This is a genomic window from Nocardia sp. NPDC004582 (assembly GCF_053602115.1).
Map to the genome: position 1 here is coordinate 12,169 of NZ_JBSGCY010000092.1, position 15,038 is coordinate 27,206.

The following is a 15,038-nucleotide window of genomic DNA, read 5'->3' on the forward strand; positions in this document are numbered from 1 at the left end:
GTGACGGCCGTCACTCGGTCGAACAAAATTCTGAGTGTTATGAGCGACACGACAACACCTCAGGGCCGAGACCGTACCCACTGGCTGTACCTGGCCGTCATCGTGGCCGTCATCGCGGGCATCGTGGTCGGCCGGCTGGCCCCGGGCTTCGGCAAGAGCGTCGGTGAGCTGGGCACCATCTTCGTGAACCTGATCAAGATGATGATCACGCCGGTCATCTTCTGCACCATCGTGCTGGGCATCGGCTCGGTGCGGGCGGCCGCCAAGGTCGGCCGGGTGGGCGGCCTGGCCATCGGCTACTTCCTGATCATGTCCACGGTGGCGCTGGGCATCGGCCTGCTGGTCGGCAACCTGCTGCATCCCGGATCGGGCCTGAACGTGGCCGCGCACGCGAAGGAGGTCACCAAGTACGCCACCGACGCCAAGGCGGCGGGCGGCACCTGGCAGTTCTTCGAGGACATCGTGCCGACCACGCTGCTGTCGTCGCTGACCTCGGGGAAGGTGCTGCAGGCGCTGTTCGTGGCGCTGCTGGCGGGATTCGCCATCCAGGCCATGGGCACGGCCGGGGAACCGATCCTGCGCGGGGTGGCCTCGATCCAGAAGCTGGTGTTCCGGATCCTGACCATGATCCTGTGGCTGGCCCCGATCGGGGCGTTCGGCGCGATGGCGAATGTGGTGGCGCGCACCGGGCTCGACGCGGTCAAGCAGCTCGCGCTGCTGATGGTGGCCTTCTACCTGACCTGCGTCGTGTTCATCTTCGGCGTGCTCGGCATCGTGTTGCGGGTCGCCGCGGGTACCTCGATCTTCAAGCTGGTCCGCTATCTGGCGCGCGAGTACCTGCTGATCTTCGCGACCTCGTCCTCGGAGTCGGCGCTGCCGCGGTTGATCGCCAAGATGGAGCACGCCGGGGTGGATCGCACCACGGTGGGTGTGGTTGTGCCGACCGGGTATTCGTTCAACCTGGACGGGACCGCCATCTACCTGACGATGGCGACCCTGTTCGTGGCCGACGCCATGGGCAAGCCGCTGGCCTGGCACGAGCAGCTCGGGCTGCTGCTGTTCATGATCGTGGCGTCCAAGGGCGCCGCGGGCGTCACCGGCGCGGGCCTGGCCACGCTGGCGGGCGGGCTGCAGAGCCATCGCCCGGAGCTGCTGGACGGCGTCGGCCTGATCGTGGGCATCGACCGGTTCATGTCCGAGGCCCGGGCGCTGACCAACTTCTCGGGCAATGCCGTCGCCACCCTGCTGGTCGGCACCTGGACCCACACCATCGACCCGGCCCGCGTCCGCGCGGTGCTGGACCGCGAGATCCCCTTCGACGAGCGGACCATGGTCGACGACCACCCGGCCGGCCCGCGCGACGAAGACCTGGTTCCGGCCTGACCCCAACCCCTGGGCCGAAACCGGACCGCCGGCGCGTTCCCCCTGCTGCACGCCGTCGGAACCCGCGCACCCCGTTCGCGCGACGAGCCGCCTCCGGCTCGCGCGGACGGGGTGCGCTTCCGTATCTCCGTCTATCCGACGCTGACCGCGCCCAGCGCCAGGATGGCGGCGATGGCATTGGCCAGCTCCGCGCCCTTCTTCACGAAGTGCCGGGCGAAGTACTCCAGATGCTCGGCGTGCTCGTGGAAGTGGTGGGGGGTGAGTACGGCCGAGAACACCGGCACGTCGGTCTCCAGCTGCACCCGCATGAGGGCGTCGACCACGGTCGGGGCGACGAAGTCGTGCCGGTAGATACCCCCGTCCACGACCAGCGCGACCCCGGCGACCGCGGCGTACGCGCCACTGGTCGCCAAACGCTTGGCCTGCAGCGGGATTTCGAACGCACCGGGCACCTCGATCACGTCGATCTCGGTGTGGCCGCGCGCGAGCAGCTCCGCCCGGCAGGATTCGACGGCCTTGTCGACAATGTCGCTGTGCCAGCGAGCGGCGACGAGGGCGATGCGATTCGGCATGGGTGACATGGGGATTCCTCCTGTTCGCTGTCACCCAGGGCATAGACGCGAACAGGGCCGGCCGCGCGAGCGGACGGACCGGTGCCGCGTTCTCTTCCATCCGGACTGTGACCGTCGGCTCCGGGATCACACCGGAATCTGCTGGACCCACACCCGGGGTGTGGCGCTCGCGGGCTCGTGCGCCCCGGATCGGTCCGGAGAGCCATTTCCGCCGGTGGGGAATTCCGCCCCGCCCTGAGAACGTGTACGACCGGACAGTAACACGGGGGTTCCGCGATCCGGAACCCCCGTGTCCCGGTCAGCGCAACAGCACGTCCGCGTCGGCGGGCAGGGCGTCGACCGGCCACCAGCGCAGGTCGGTGGATTCCGAACTGCGTACCGGGACAGCGCCTTCCGGGGCCTTGATCTTGAACAGCAGATCCAGGTGGCGGGTGGGGATCCCGAGCGAGCAGGTGATGGGGTGGGCCTGCGCGCCGTAGAGGCCGGGCTCGAGGGTCAGGCCCTCGATGCCGGATTCCTCGGTCGCCTCGCGGAAGGCGGCGGCCGCGACGGTGTCGTCGGATTCCTCGCAGTGCCCGCCCAGCTGGATCCAGCGGCCCACCCGGGGGTGCAGGGTGAGCAGCACGTCGCGCTCGTCGTGGGAGAGCACGATGGCCGAGGCGGTGATGTGCCCGGCCGCGTGCTCGCGCAGGCAGCCGCGCGGCGCGGAACCGAGGAAGGCCAGCATGGCCTCGCGCAGCGACTGCTCGGGACCCGTTGCCGGGGACCAGGTCTCGAGCAGTTCGACGGCGGACTTGTGCAGGGACTCCGCGCTCACCGGAGCACCGCCGATGCCGCGCGACCCGCTACCCGGCGACCGCCGACCGGCTCCGCGTTCCTCACAGTTCGACCAGCCCGATCCCCGGCTCACGCACCTCGCGCGGCGCGAGTTCCTCGAGCGGGTAGCCGACGGCGATGGCGCCCAGCGGGCTCCAGTCGGCGTCGAGCCCGAGCACCTCGCGGGTGATGTCCGGGGCGAAGATGGTGGACCCGATCCAGCAGCTGCCCACCCCGCGCACGGCCAGCGACACCAGCAGACCCTGCACGGCCGCGCCGACCGCGACGGTGAACATGGTCTTCTCCGCGGCCCGGCGGGTCTCGTCCGGATAGTCGTGCGCGCCGTCGGGCACGCAGAACGGGATGATCACCTCGGGGGCGTCGAACAGGATGCGGCCACGCGCGACTCGCTTCTCCACACTCTCCGGGGAGCGGCCGTCACCGATCAGGTCGGTCCGCCACTTCTCGGCCATGGCCTCGAGCAGCTGGTCGCGCAGACCGCGCTTGCGCACCCACACGAACCGCACCGGGCGGGTGTGGTGCGGGGCCGGGGCGGTGAGACCCGCGGCGACGGCGGCGCGGATGATCTCGGGTTCGACCGGAATGTCGGCGAACCGGCGCACCGAGCGGCGCAGCAACAGCGCCTGTTTGCGGCCCATCTCCACCGATTCCTCGGTGCCGAGCCAGAACAGGTCCTCCTCGCCGCGGCGCAGCAGGTCCCCGGCGGTGGAGCCGTCGTCGGTGTAGTCGAGCCCGCGCACCACCGCGACCGGGACGCCGCCGAGCTTGCCCTTCACCAGGTCCGCGGCGGCGGCCAGTTCGTCGGCGACCGCGACCAGCGTGACGTGCAGTTCGTTGCCCTGCCCGTCGATCGCGCCGTTGTAGTCGTGCAGCACCCGCAGCCCGGCCGAGCCGATGGCGGCGTCGATCTGGCCGTTGCGCCAAGCCCGGCCCATGGTGTCGGTGATGACCACGGCCACCTGCACGCCGAGCCGTTCGGCCAGGGCCGCGCGCAGCGCCTTGGCGCTGGCGTCGGGGTCCTCGGGCAGCAGCACGAGTTCGTCCTGCTCCACATTGGAGCCGTCGATGCCGGCGGCGGCCTGCACGATGCCGAGCTTGTTCTCGGTGATGAGGGTGCGGTTCTTGCGGGCGAGCACCCGCACCGACTCCTCGAGCACCAGCCGGCGGCGGGCGGCGTCGCGCTCCTCGGGGTCGGTGGGCACGGAGACCACGCGGCCCTCGGCCTTGGCGACGATCTTGCTGGTGACCACCAGCACGTCACCGTCCTGCAGCCAAGGTGCCTGTGCCGCAATGGCTTCGGCGACGTCGTCGCCGGGCCGGAATTCGGGCAGGCCCGGAATCGGCAGGATGCGCAGTTCGCCGCCGGACGCGTGGTCGCCCGGGGTCTGGATGGAATCCGTTGTCACGGTGTGACTCCCGCGATGTCGAGGGCTTGGCGAACCATCTCGGCGGTGGTGGCCGGGTCGGTCATGAGCAGCGGGATGCTGCGGACTTCGACGCCCGGGATGTCGGCGGTGTCGCCGGTGTGGACGAGCCAGCCGTCGAGGATGCCGGTGCCCGAGCGCGCGCCGTAGTAGTTGCCGACCGCTTCGGCGGAGGTCTCCACGCCGATCACCGACAGGCATTCATCGGCCATGCCGCGCAAGGCTTTTCCACCGATCACCGGGGACAGGCCGATCACCTTCGCGCCCGAGGTGCGCAGTGCGCCCCGGATGCCGGGAACCGCGAGGATGGCTCCGACGCTCACGACGGGGTTCGACGGAGCGAGCAGGATCACGTCGGCGGACTCTATGATTTCTGTCACACCGGGTGCCGGTTTCGCAGCATCTGCCCCAATAGTCACGAATCCATGGGTCTCTACGTTCGCCCGGTACCGGACCCACCATTCCTGGAAGTGGATCGCGCGACGTTCGCCAGGGTTCTCCGGGTCGCCGATCACGACATGGGTTTCGCAGCGGTCGTCGGTTGCCGGGAGCAGCTTCACACCCGGCTGCCACCGATTGCAGAGCGCCTCGGTCACCGCGGAGAGCGCATAGCCCTGACGCAGCATTTCCGAACGGATGAGATGGGTGGCGATATCGCGGTCGCCGAGGCCGAACCAATCGGGCTGGGCGTGGTATTTCGCCAGCTCCTCCTTGGCGTTCCAGGTCTCGTTCGCATGCCCCCAGCCGCGTTCGGGATCGATGCCGCCACCCAGGGTGTACATGCAGGTGTCCAGGTCAGGGCAGATGCGCAGCCCGTGCATCCAGACGTCGTCGCCGACATTGACGATGGCCGTGGTGTCGGCTCCGGGCAGCAGCTCGCGCACGCCCATCAGGAACCGGGCGCCGCCGACTCCGCCGACCAGGACCGCGATCCGCAGGCCGGTGCCGGGCGCGGTGTCCGCTTGTTCTCGAGTCACATCCGCACAGCCTATGCGGTGACGGGCCGAAAGCGGCCGACAGCTCATTTGCTGTGAATTTGCTACCTGATCTGCGAGAACGTCTCCAGAAGGGGTGGCAGATGGTAACGGAATCGCTTCGGCAGCTTGACCATCGCCGCTCCCGGCGTGTCTAATCACAGGCATGTCATTCCGGGTCCGCGTGAGAGTGCAAGGCGCGGACGGGTTTTCGAACAGCTGTTCGCACCGGAGTGGCGCAAGCTCGGGGATGGCCGCGGGACTACGCCGCGGTGTTGGGCCGTCGGTGGGATCGGCTCCGACGGATTAATCATTCTGCGCTAACACACAGTGAGGAGGCGGAGCGATGGCCGATGAGCTGGCCCCGTCGGGCATTCCGGGCGGTGTATCGCAAACCGATTCCACGACTGGCGCAGCACCTGACTTCTGCGCCGACGATCGGAACGGATACGAGGGGGGTGAACCGATGACGACGCGGCCGGGGGGCGGACAGTGGGCGCGAGCCGCCTACCAGCCCGAACCACCGCGGCTGAGCCTGATCGTCACCGGTGCCGAGGATATGTACGACACTTTCGCGCGCGGCGGTCGCATGATGACCGAAGCCGAACAATGGCAGGAACGGGCGCTGTGCGCCCAGACCGACCCGGAGGCGTTCTTCCCCGAGAAGGGCGGCTCCACCCGCGAGGCCAAGCGCATCTGCCTGGGCTGCGAGGTCCGCGACGAGTGCCTGGAATACGCCCTCGCCAACGACGAGCGCTTCGGCATCTGGGGCGGCCTCTCCGAACGTGAGCGCCGCCGCCTCAAGCGCGGCATCATCTGAGTAAAGCCGCTGTAGCCGAGGGGAATTCCGGGCCAGGCGGGCCCGGGTCCCCTACTCCGGTTCGGGGTCGATGATGTCCGGCTCCACCCCGAGATAGGTCGCGATCTGCTGCACGAGCACCTCGCGCAGCAGGTCGACCAGGTCGTCCGGGTCGCCGGCCCGCAGCTCCAAAGGCTTGCGGAACAACACGACTCGCGCGCGGGTGGCCATGCCGTAGCGGTCCACCCCCGCGGGGATCAGACGCGACAGCGGCACCGGGCCGTCGGCCACCACCTCGTCGGGCCAGGTGACCGAATCCGGGTGCAGCGGACGGATTTTCGGCACATCATCAACCGCGATGTCGAGCTTGGTCAACTGCTCGTGCCAGCGGCTCTCCAGAGGCGCGAACGCCTCCAGCACCAGCCGGTCGAACTCCTGGCCGCGGGTGCGCCGGGCCGGAACCGTCGGAGGCAGCATCGGCCCGCGCACACCCCGCCCGCGGCGGATGACCGACCGCGCGGTGGGCGGCCGCCTCTTACGTGAACGGGTCATACCTTGAATCTAACCCTTGCCCGAGGCGGGTGTGCGCGCGCGGCTCGCGGGCTCGCGCGGCCGCCGTCCGGCCGGTCTTCGCACAGGTACCCGAGGCCATTGTGGCGCGAGTGAGACGCGGTTCATTGAGCGTGTCTGTGTCCACGGGGGCGTGAGGGGGGTTACCCTGCTTGGCGTGATCCCCATGCGTCGTTGCTGCCGTCCAGGCTGCAAGAACCCGGCCGTCGCGACGCTGACCTATGTGTACTCCGACTCGATGGCGGTCGTGGGTCCCTTGGTCACGGTCGCGGAACCACACTCCTGGGACTTGTGTGAAACACACGCTTCCCGGATCACCGCGCCGAAGGGATGGGAGTTGGTCCGTCACGAGGGCGGGTTTTCCAGCTCCACCCCCGACGACGACGATCTGACCGCCCTGGCCGAAGCCGTTCGCGAAGCCGGATTGCGCCGCCGCACAACCGATCCCGACCCGCGCGCCTACGCCGACTACGCCCCGGCCCCACAGCGCCCCACCCGCACCGGCCGCACCGGCCGCCGCGGCCACCTACGCGTCCTACCCGACCCGCCCAGCTGACTCGCGGGTCCGCGGCCCCGGCCATACCCGACAAGCCGCTCTCCGTGCATCGAATCACTTGACCCGACAAGTAGGGGCAGGCGAAGTCTGCTCCGGCAAGGGTCTGCTACTAGGGTGTTCCCCATGACAGTCGCCCGGTCCGCCGAGTCCGTTCAAGCAGTCATCAAGGCATACGACGTTCGCGGCGTGGTCGGCGAGCAGATCGACGCGGACTTCGTCCGCGATGTCGCGGGCTCTTTCGCCCGGCTGATGCGCACCGAGGGCGCGCGGCGCATCGTGATCGGCCACGACATGCGTGACTCCTCCCCCGAACTGGCCGCGGCCTTCGCCGACGGCGTGCTCGCGCAGGGCCTGGACGTGGTGCACATCGGCCTCGCCTCCACCGACCAGCTGTACTTCGCCTCCGGTCACCTGGACTGCCCCGGCGCCATGTTCACCGCCAGCCACAACCCGGCCAAGTACAACGGCATCAAGCTGTGCCGCGCCAAGGCGCTGCCGGTCGGTCAGGACACCGGCCTGGCCACCATCTCCGAGGAAGTCATCGCCGGCGTCCCGGCCTTCGACGGCCCGCGCGGCGCCGAGTCCCGCGAGGACCTGCTCACCGCCTACGCCGACTTCCTGCACAAGCTGGTGGACCTGAGCGGTTCGCGCCCGCTGCGCATCGCGGTGGACGCGGGCAACGGCATGGGCGGCTACACCGTGCCCGCCGTGCTGGGCGCGCTGCCGCAGTTCACCATCGAGCCGCTGTACTTCGAACTGGACGGCTCCTTCCCCAATCACGAAGCCAATCCCCTGGATCCGAAGAACCTGGTCGACCTGCAGGACTACGTCCGCAAGACCGGCGCGGACATCGGCCTGGCCTTCGACGGCGACGCCGACCGCTGTTTCGTGGTGGACGAGCAGGGCGACCCGGTCTCGCCCTCCGCGGTCACCGGCCTGGTGGCCGAGCGCGAGCTGACCAAGGAGCCGGGCGCCACCGTCATCCACAACCTGATCACCTCGAAGGCGGTGCCGGAGCTGGTGACCGAGCTGGGCGGCACCCCGGTGCGCACCCGCGTGGGCCACTCCTTCATCAAGCAGCAGATGGCGGCCACCGGCGCGATCTTCGGCGGCGAACACTCCGCGCACTACTACTTCCGCGACTTCTGGGGCGCGGACTCCGGCATGCTGGCCGCGCTGCACGTGCTGGCCGCGCTGGGCGAGAAGGACCGGCCGATGTCGGAATTGGCTTCGGCCTACGCGACATACGCGGCCTCCGGTGAGATCAACTCGACGGTCGCCGACGCGCAGGAACGGACCGCCGCGGTGGTCGAGGCGTACAGCGGCCGCGCCACCTCGGTCGATCGGCTGGACGGGGTGACCGTGCAGCTGGCCGACGGCGCCTGGTTCAACCTGCGCGCCTCCAATACCGAACCGCTGCTGCGGCTCAACGTCGAGGCGCGATCGCAGGAGGATGTAGACGCACTCGTAACCGAGATCCTGAGCATCGTGCGCGCCTGACTGGAATAGTGGAATCACAGAGCTTGGATTCACCAGCGCCTGGTGACCCGATGAGGGGAGGTGGCAACGCCCGATGATCGCTGGGACACCGGTAATCGACCTCGATGACGTCGCCTCGCTGGAGGCCGCGGACGCCGGGGGTGTGCTGCGCTCCGCCGCATCGGGGGGAGCGCAGGTAAGGGCAACCGCCGCCGCGCTTTCCGAGGATGCGCTCTCCCGGCTGACCGATCTGCGGCCCCGCAGTCTGGTCCTGGTCTCCGGCAGCGGACGCGCCGCCCGCGCGGCCGCGCTGCTGATCGCGGCCCTGGGTGACCGCACCAGCCTGCCGCTGGTGCCGGCCACCTCGATCCCGCCGTGGGTCGGGCCGTTGGACGTGGTGCTGGTGGCCGGTGACGACGCGGGTGATCCGCGCCTGGCCGAGGCGGTGGACCGAGCGCTTCGACGGGGTGCCGAAGTGGTCGTCGCCGCGCCGGACGAGGGCCCCATCCGGGCCGCGGCCGCCGGGCGCGCCACCATCCTGGCGCCGCGGGTGCGGGTGCTCGACCACAATCTGATGCTGCGCTATCTGGCCGCGGGCATCGCCGTGTTGAGCACCGTCGACCCGCATCGGGTCGGACCGCTGGTGCCCGAATTGAACGCTCTCGCAGACCTGCTCGACGAGGAGGCGCTGCGCGACGGCCCGCAGCACGAGGCCTTCCACAATCCGGCCAAGACCTTGGCCACCCGCATGATGCAGCGCAAGCGCGTCGTCCTGGCCGGTGATTCCGCCGCGGCCGCCGAGCTCGCCGGGCACGGGTCGGAGGTGCTGCTGGCCGCGGCCGGTCAGATCACCGCGGCCGTCTCGCTCTCGGAAGCCATTGCCGCGCACGGCCGCCTGGTGCAGGCCGCGGGTGTGGCCGCGCCCGGTTTCGACCCGCTGTTCCACGACGAGGAGCTCGACGGGCCCGCGCCGGTGGAACAGGTGCGGATCTTCGTGGTGAGCGCCGATCCGGACGAGGTCGCGGTGCGCCGTCGACTGGCCGTGTTCGGCTCGGACGCCGGGCTGGTCGACACCGACCTGATCACCGTGGACACCGAAGCCGCCGCCCCGCCCGCCGACGCGCCCGGGCAGCCGGTGCCCGCCGCCGCGAACGGCGAGGTGGCTGGGCTTCCTACCAGCAGGCTTGCGGTACTCGCGCTTCGGCTGGAGATGGCGGCCGCCTATCTCCGACTACTCGGTTCCCGCCCGGCCACCGGACCGGGACGCTACGACGGGGGCAATTACTAGTGCACGAACTCGTTGGTGCGCTGCGTTCCTACGCTTGGGGTTCGCGCACCGCGCTCGCACAGCTGTGCGGACGACCGGTTCCCTCCGCGCATCCGGAAGCCGAACTCTGGTTCGGGGCGCATCCCGCCGATCCGGCCCGCGTGCAGATCAACGGTCACAGCGAATCCCTGCTGGAGCTGGTCAGCGCCGACCCGCAACACGAACTCGGGCCGGTGGCAGGCGAATTCGGCGGGCGGCTGCCGTTCCTGCTGAAGATCCTCGCCGCCGAGGAGCCGCTCTCACTGCAGGCGCATCCCAGCATCGAACAGGCCAAGGCCGGATTCGCGCGGGAGAACCACGCCGGGGTGGCCATCGACTCGCCCATGCGCAACTACCGCGACGAGAACCACAAGCCCGAACTGGTGGTGGCGCTGGGCCGTTTCGAGGCGCTGGCCGGATTCCGCGAGCCGCGCCAGACCGTGCGGCTGCTCGCCGCCCTCGACGTCCCGGAGCTGAGCCAGTACGCCGAACTGCTTGCCGCCCAGCCCGACTCCGCGGGCCTGCGCACCCTGTTCACCACCTGGATCGCGCTGCCCCAGGCCAGCCTGAGCACGCTGCTGCCCAAGGTGCTCGACGGCTGTGTGCGCTACCTGTCCGAGGCGGGCAGCGGCGGTAAGGAATTCGTGGCCGAGGTGCGCACCGCGCTCGAGCTGGCCGAGGCCTATCCCGGTGATGCCGGGGTGCTGGCGGCGCTGCTGCTCAACCGCATCACCCTGGAGCCCGGCGAGGGCCTGTTCCTCGACGCCGGGAACCTGCACGCGTACCTGCGCGGGGTGGGTGTGGAGATCATGGCCAACTCCGACAATGTGCTGCGCGGCGGGCTCACCCCCAAGCACGTGGACGTCCCCGAACTGCTGCGGGTGCTCGACTTCGAGCCGCTGGACCTGCCGGTCATCGAGGCGGAGCAGGTGTCGGACAGCGGCTTTCGCTATCACACGCCCGCGCCGGAGTTCGCGCTCAGCCGCTTCGAGCTGGAGCCGGAGGCCGAGCCGGTGACGGTGGTGGGTTCCGGTCCGGTGATCGCGCTGGCCACCCACGGCCGGGTGCGGTTGTTCCAGGGCAATCACGACCTGATCGTGGAGTGCGGTCGCGCGGCGTGGATCTCGGCGGCCGACGGCGGAATCCGGGCCCAGGCGGTGGACGGCTCCGCGCAGCTGTTCTGCGCCGCGGTGGGCGAGGAGTGATCCGCGGACGGTAGGCTCTCCCGGTCACACGACGTTTTGCGACAAAACGGACATGGGAAGGGGCGGTTCATTGTCTGCGGGCGGCGGTAAGAAGGCCATCCTGGCGGCGCTGAGCGCGAACGCCGGCATCGCGGCGGCCAAATTCGTCGGCGCGGCCATCACCGGCTCGGCGTCCATGCTCGCCGAGGCCGTGCACTCGGTCGCCGACACCTCCAACCAAGGCCTGCTGCTGCTCGGCCAGCGCCGCGCCGAACAGGAGGCCGACGAGCTGCACCCGTTCGGCTACGGCCGCAACCGGTACTTCTATTCGTTCGTGGTCGCGCTGGTCATCTTCGCGCTCGGCTCGGTGTACGCCATCTACGAGGGCATCCACAAGATCCAGCACCCCGAGGAACTGTCCAACCCGATCGTCGCGATCGTCATCCTCGGGCTTGCCATCGCGCTCGAGGGCTTCAGTTTCATCACCGCCATGCGGGAATCCAAGCCGCTCAAGGGCAATGCCAGCTGGTGGCGGTTCATCCGCAACTCGCGCAATCCGGAACTGCCGGTGGTGCTGCTGGAGGACTCGGGCGCGCTCATCGGCCTGGTCCTCGCGTTCGCCGCGATCAGCCTGACCATGATCACCGGCGACCCGATCTGGGACGGCGTCGGCACCCTGTCGATCGGCATCCTGCTCGGCGTCATCGCCGTCATCCTGATCGTCGAGATGCAGAGCCTGCTCATCGGCGAGGGCGCGACCCCCGAGGAGGACACGGCCATCCGCGCCGCCCTGGTCGACGACCGCTGCATCGACCAGGTCATCCACCTGCGCACCCAGTACCTGGGCCCGGAGGAGATGCTGGTGGCCGCCAAGGTCGCCATCGTGCCCGGCCTGGAGATCGCCGAGATCGCCGCGGCCATCGACGAGGCCGAGGCGCGGGTGCGCGCCGAGGTCCCGGCCGCGCGGGTCATCTACCTGGAGCCGGATCTCTACCGCGCCCAGCCGGTCCAGCAGTAGTCAGCGATCGGCGAGGCGGACCACGAACCGCAAACCCGACCAGGTGCCGTCGATGGCGGCGACCTTGTTGTCCACCAGGCCCTGCCCCAGACCGTAAGCGCGAGCGGCGTTCTCACCGAGATCGGTGGGGACGCCGCTCGACTTCTTGGGCCAGGCCAGCCACAGGCCGCCGTCGATCGCGAGACGCTCCCGCCACCCGGAGAACCGGCGGGTCAGGGCGGCCCGGTCGGGACAGAAGCCGAGGATCACGTCATAGGGCCCCACACCGGCGCGGCGGTGCAGCAGCACCCCGCCCGGCAACTCCCCCAGCTCGAATCCCGCGGGCGCACCGGCCAGCAGCACCCGGCTCCCGGGCTTGATGCCGAGCTTGCGCGGGAGCGGCGTGCCCGAGTAACCGGCCATGGCCGCAGCGTAGCAATCAGTTGCGCCAGCGGCCGGTAAGCAGTTCGAGCGGATCGGTCGGGATGCCGAACTCCTTGCGCAGCGCGTGGCGGGCGGCGTGATAGCCGTTCATGCCGTGCACACCCGGGCCCGGCGGGGTCGCCGAGGAGCACAGATAGACGCCGGGCAGCGGGGTGGTGTACGGGTTCCAGCGCGGGGCGGGCCGGAAGACGGTCTGGCGCAGGGTCATCGCGCCCGCGGAGATGTCGCCGCCGATGTAGTTCGGATTGTGCGCGGGCATGGTCATCGCGGTGCGGACATGGGTCGCGAGGATGAGGTCGCGGAAGCCGGGGGCGAAGCGTTCGACCTGGGCGGTGATCGCCTCGGTGAGGTCCTCGGCCGAGCCGTTGGGCACGTGCGCGTAGGTGTACAGGGTGTGCTTGCCCGCGGGCGCGCGGGTGGCGTCGACCACGCCGGGCTGGATGGCCAGCACATAGGGCCGCTCCGCGTGCCGCCCTGCGGCGACGGCCTTTTCGGCGGCCACGGCCTCGGCGCGGGTGCCGACCAGGTGCAGGGTCCCGGCCCGATCACACCCCGGCGCCTGCCACGGCACCGGACCCGAGAGCGCGAAATCCACCTTGCAGGCCGCGCCGCCGTAGCGGAACCTGTTGAGCGCGAACTCGTATCGCGCCGGCAGGGTCGCGATGCGCTGCAACTCGGCGGGGGCGATATCCAGCAATACCGCTCGGACCTCGTCGAATTCGTCGAGGGAGTCGACGCGGTGGCCGGTGACGATGCGCCCGCCGTGCGCGCGCAGATCCTCGGCGAGCGCGTCGATGATGGCCTGACTGCCGCCGCGCGGCACCGGCCAGCCGCGCGCGTGGGCGAGGGTGCCCAGCAGCATGGCCACGCCCGCACCAGGGAATCCGCGCGGCGGCCGGATGGCGTGCGCGGACACACCGGTGAGCAGCGCGGGCGCCACATCCTCGCGAAAACGCAGGTTCCACAACGGTGTCGCCTGCTCGACCATCCGGCGCAGCACGCGCAGTTCGATCCCGGGGTCCAGGCGCAGCAGGCCGGACGGGTCGATCGGCGGATGCCGCAGGTCCGACATGAGCAGCGCGACCAGGTCCTCCCATCGGCGCACCAGTGGACCGAACAGCCGCCGCCACGCACCCCCGTCCCGGCCCAGGCCGTCGGCGGTGTGGTCGAGGTCGAGCCAGGCCAGCCCGGCCCGGCCGCCGTCGAGCGGATGCGCGTAGGACACCTGCGGGGTGAGCAGTTCCACCCCGTGCGCCTTCAGATCGAAGGCCCGGAAGAACGGGGACGCCACGGCCATCGGATGCGCGCCCGCGCACAGGTCGTGGTGGAAGCCGGGCAGCGTGACCTCGCCGGTGCGGCAGCCGCCGCCGATGCCGTCGGCGGCCTCGTAGACCTCGACGTCGAGCCCGGCGCGGGCCAGGATCACCGCCGCCGCGAGCCCGTTGGGACCGGATCCGACCACCACCGCGTCAGCCATGGTCTCAGCGTATGCCCGGGTGGGCGGGTGACGCGGGAACAGTGGGGTCAGTCACCGCGAACCCATTGGGCGACCAGGATTTCCAGGCGCTGCTGCCGAAAGTCGGGCCGCAGTCGGCCACCCCGATCCAGCGTGGCCAACCCGTGCATGGTGCTCCAGGCGACCTCGGTGAAGGTCTCCGGATCGTGCGGCGGCGCGAAGGGCGCGAAGGTGAGCAGCAGTTCGACGAAGGCGTCCTTGAGCGCCTGCGGCGCGTCCGGACCGAATTTCAGGTCGGTGCGCAGCAGGAAGATGGCGTCATAGAGGGCGGCGCTGTCGCGGGCGAAGTCGAGATAGCCCTGGACCACCGCGCGTAATGCCTGCTCCGGGGTGTCCGCGGACTCCCGGAGTTCGCGGACCACCCCGGCGAATTCGGCCATCCCCGCCTCGGCGACCGCGGCGACGATGGCGTCCTTCCCCGCGAAGTGGCTGTACAGCACGGGCTGGCTGTACTCGATGCGATCCGCGAGCTTGCGCACGGTGACCGCGTCCCAGCCCTCGGTCTCGGCGATCTCGCGCGCGGTATCGATGATCCGCTGCCGCCGTTCGATGCGTTCGCGTTCCTTGCGGGTCTGGATGGCGCTCATACCCGAACTCTAGCACCGCTAGACAATCTACCGATGCAAAAGTCGCCCGCGGAAGCCTCCGCCACACACACGAAATCGGCCGCCCCATCCATGGGAGCGGCCGATTTCGTGTGACGGATCAGACGTCGGTGGAGAAGCGGATGCCGCCGTCCGGGATGTCGACGCCCGGCCAGATGCGCGCGCCGCGTAGTAGTTCGCACCGCGCGCCGACATTCGCGCCGTCGCCGATGACGGCGTCGCGGACCAGGGCGCGCGGACCGATCCGGGCGCCGAAACCGATGATCGAACGTTCCACGGTGGCACCGGCTTCCACCCGCGCCCCGTCGAACAGGATCGCGCCGTCCAGGCGAGCGCCCGCGCCGACCTCGGCGCGGCGATGTCCTCGTCCACGAAGATGCCGTGCGCATGGT

Annotated in this window: 15 protein-coding genes, 1 pseudogene and 1 riboswitch; of the genes and pseudogenes, 7 read left to right on the plus strand and 9 right to left on the minus strand. The window is 70.1% G+C overall.

Going from position 1 to position 15,038, the window contains the following annotated elements:
- The first annotated feature begins 39 nt into the window (after nucleotides 1-39).
- A complete protein-coding gene (locus ACWELJ_RS23185) occupies nucleotides 40-1,383 on the plus strand; it encodes a cation:dicarboxylate symporter family transporter (protein WP_452368227.1) in 1,344 nt (447 codons plus the stop codon).
- A 131-nt stretch (nucleotides 1,384-1,514) separates the two neighbouring features.
- On the opposite strand, the gene ACWELJ_RS23190 is transcribed toward ACWELJ_RS23185, so the two are convergent.
- The 4 genes from ACWELJ_RS23190 to cofD form a co-directional block, all read right to left on the minus strand.
- Nucleotides 1,515-1,964, minus strand: coding sequence for a 6,7-dimethyl-8-ribityllumazine synthase (locus ACWELJ_RS23190; RefSeq protein WP_452368228.1), 450 nt, complete (start codon nucleotides 1,962-1,964; stop codon nucleotides 1,515-1,517).
- A 75-nt stretch (nucleotides 1,965-2,039) separates the two neighbouring features.
- Nucleotides 2,040-2,201, minus strand: a riboswitch (FMN riboswitch).
- 52 nt (nucleotides 2,202-2,253) lie between these two features.
- Nucleotides 2,254-2,772, minus strand: a complete 519-nt coding sequence (locus ACWELJ_RS23195; protein WP_452368229.1) for an NUDIX hydrolase — start codon at nucleotides 2,770-2,772, stop codon at nucleotides 2,254-2,256.
- A gap of 61 nt (nucleotides 2,773-2,833) precedes the next feature.
- Nucleotides 2,834-4,198 carry a coenzyme F420-0:L-glutamate ligase gene (locus tag ACWELJ_RS23200; RefSeq protein WP_452368230.1) on the minus strand — a complete coding sequence of 455 codons (1,365 nt, stop codon included), beginning with the start codon at nucleotides 4,196-4,198 and terminating at the stop codon, nucleotides 2,834-2,836.
- Nucleotides 4,195-5,154, minus strand: a complete 960-nt coding sequence (cofD, locus tag ACWELJ_RS23205; RefSeq protein WP_452368238.1) for a 2-phospho-L-lactate transferase — start codon at nucleotides 5,152-5,154, stop codon at nucleotides 4,195-4,197. The genes ACWELJ_RS23200 and cofD overlap by 4 nt, the downstream gene beginning before the upstream one ends.
- Nucleotides 5,155-5,749: 595 nt before the next feature.
- On the opposite strand from cofD, the gene ACWELJ_RS23210 reads away from it, so the two are divergent.
- A complete protein-coding gene (locus ACWELJ_RS23210; RefSeq protein WP_213560898.1) occupies nucleotides 5,750-6,010 on the plus strand; it encodes a WhiB family transcriptional regulator in 261 nt (86 codons plus the stop codon).
- 51 nt (nucleotides 6,011-6,061) lie between these two features.
- Here ACWELJ_RS23210 and ACWELJ_RS23215 read toward each other — a convergent pair whose 3' ends face one another.
- A complete protein-coding gene (locus ACWELJ_RS23215) occupies nucleotides 6,062-6,541 on the minus strand; it encodes a metallopeptidase family protein (RefSeq protein ID WP_357087107.1) in 480 nt (159 codons plus the stop codon).
- Between the two features lie 184 nt (nucleotides 6,542-6,725).
- Here ACWELJ_RS23215 and ACWELJ_RS23220 point away from each other — a divergent pair, with 184 nt between their 5' ends.
- The 5 genes from ACWELJ_RS23220 (at nucleotide 6,726) to ACWELJ_RS23240 (ending at nucleotide 12,102) form a co-directional block, all read left to right on the plus strand.
- Entirely contained in the window at nucleotides 6,726-7,115 is a 390-nt protein-coding gene (locus tag ACWELJ_RS23220) for a DUF3499 domain-containing protein (RefSeq protein ID WP_387307193.1), read from the plus strand.
- A 123-nt stretch (nucleotides 7,116-7,238) separates the two neighbouring features.
- Nucleotides 7,239-8,615 carry a phosphomannomutase/phosphoglucomutase gene (locus ACWELJ_RS23225; RefSeq protein ID WP_452368231.1) on the plus strand — a complete coding sequence of 459 codons (1,377 nt, stop codon included), beginning with the start codon at nucleotides 7,239-7,241 and terminating at the stop codon, nucleotides 8,613-8,615.
- Nucleotides 8,616-8,688: 73 nt separating this feature from the next.
- Nucleotides 8,689-9,882 (plus strand): tobH protein, encoded by a 1,194-nt coding sequence (locus tag ACWELJ_RS23230; protein ID WP_452368232.1) that lies wholly within the window; start codon nucleotides 8,689-8,691, stop codon nucleotides 9,880-9,882.
- Nucleotides 9,882-11,105 (plus strand): mannose-6-phosphate isomerase, class I, encoded by a 1,224-nt coding sequence (gene manA, locus ACWELJ_RS23235; RefSeq protein ID WP_452368233.1) that lies wholly within the window; start codon nucleotides 9,882-9,884, stop codon nucleotides 11,103-11,105. The genes ACWELJ_RS23230 and manA overlap by 1 nt, the downstream gene beginning before the upstream one ends.
- A 70-nt stretch (nucleotides 11,106-11,175) precedes the next feature.
- Entirely contained in the window at nucleotides 11,176-12,102 is a 927-nt protein-coding gene (locus tag ACWELJ_RS23240) for a cation diffusion facilitator family transporter (RefSeq protein ID WP_452368234.1), read from the plus strand.
- Here ACWELJ_RS23240 and ACWELJ_RS23245 read toward each other — a convergent pair whose 3' ends face one another.
- From ACWELJ_RS23245 to ACWELJ_RS23260, 4 genes and pseudogenes are all read right to left on the minus strand, one after another.
- Entirely contained in the window at nucleotides 12,103-12,504 is a 402-nt protein-coding gene (locus tag ACWELJ_RS23245; protein WP_452368235.1) for a hypothetical protein, read from the minus strand. It abuts the gene before it with no gap.
- Nucleotides 12,505-12,520: 16 nt separating this feature from the next.
- Nucleotides 12,521-14,002: a phytoene desaturase family protein gene (locus ACWELJ_RS23250; RefSeq protein ID WP_452368236.1), complete on the minus strand. Its 1,482-nt coding sequence runs from the start codon at nucleotides 14,000-14,002 to the stop codon at nucleotides 12,521-12,523.
- A 47-nt stretch (nucleotides 14,003-14,049) separates the two neighbouring features.
- Entirely contained in the window at nucleotides 14,050-14,628 is a 579-nt protein-coding gene (locus ACWELJ_RS23255; protein ID WP_452368237.1) for a TetR/AcrR family transcriptional regulator, read from the minus strand.
- A gap of 118 nt (nucleotides 14,629-14,746) precedes the next feature.
- Nucleotides 14,747-15,038, minus strand: a pseudogene (locus ACWELJ_RS23260) (hypothetical protein); the annotation flags it as partial.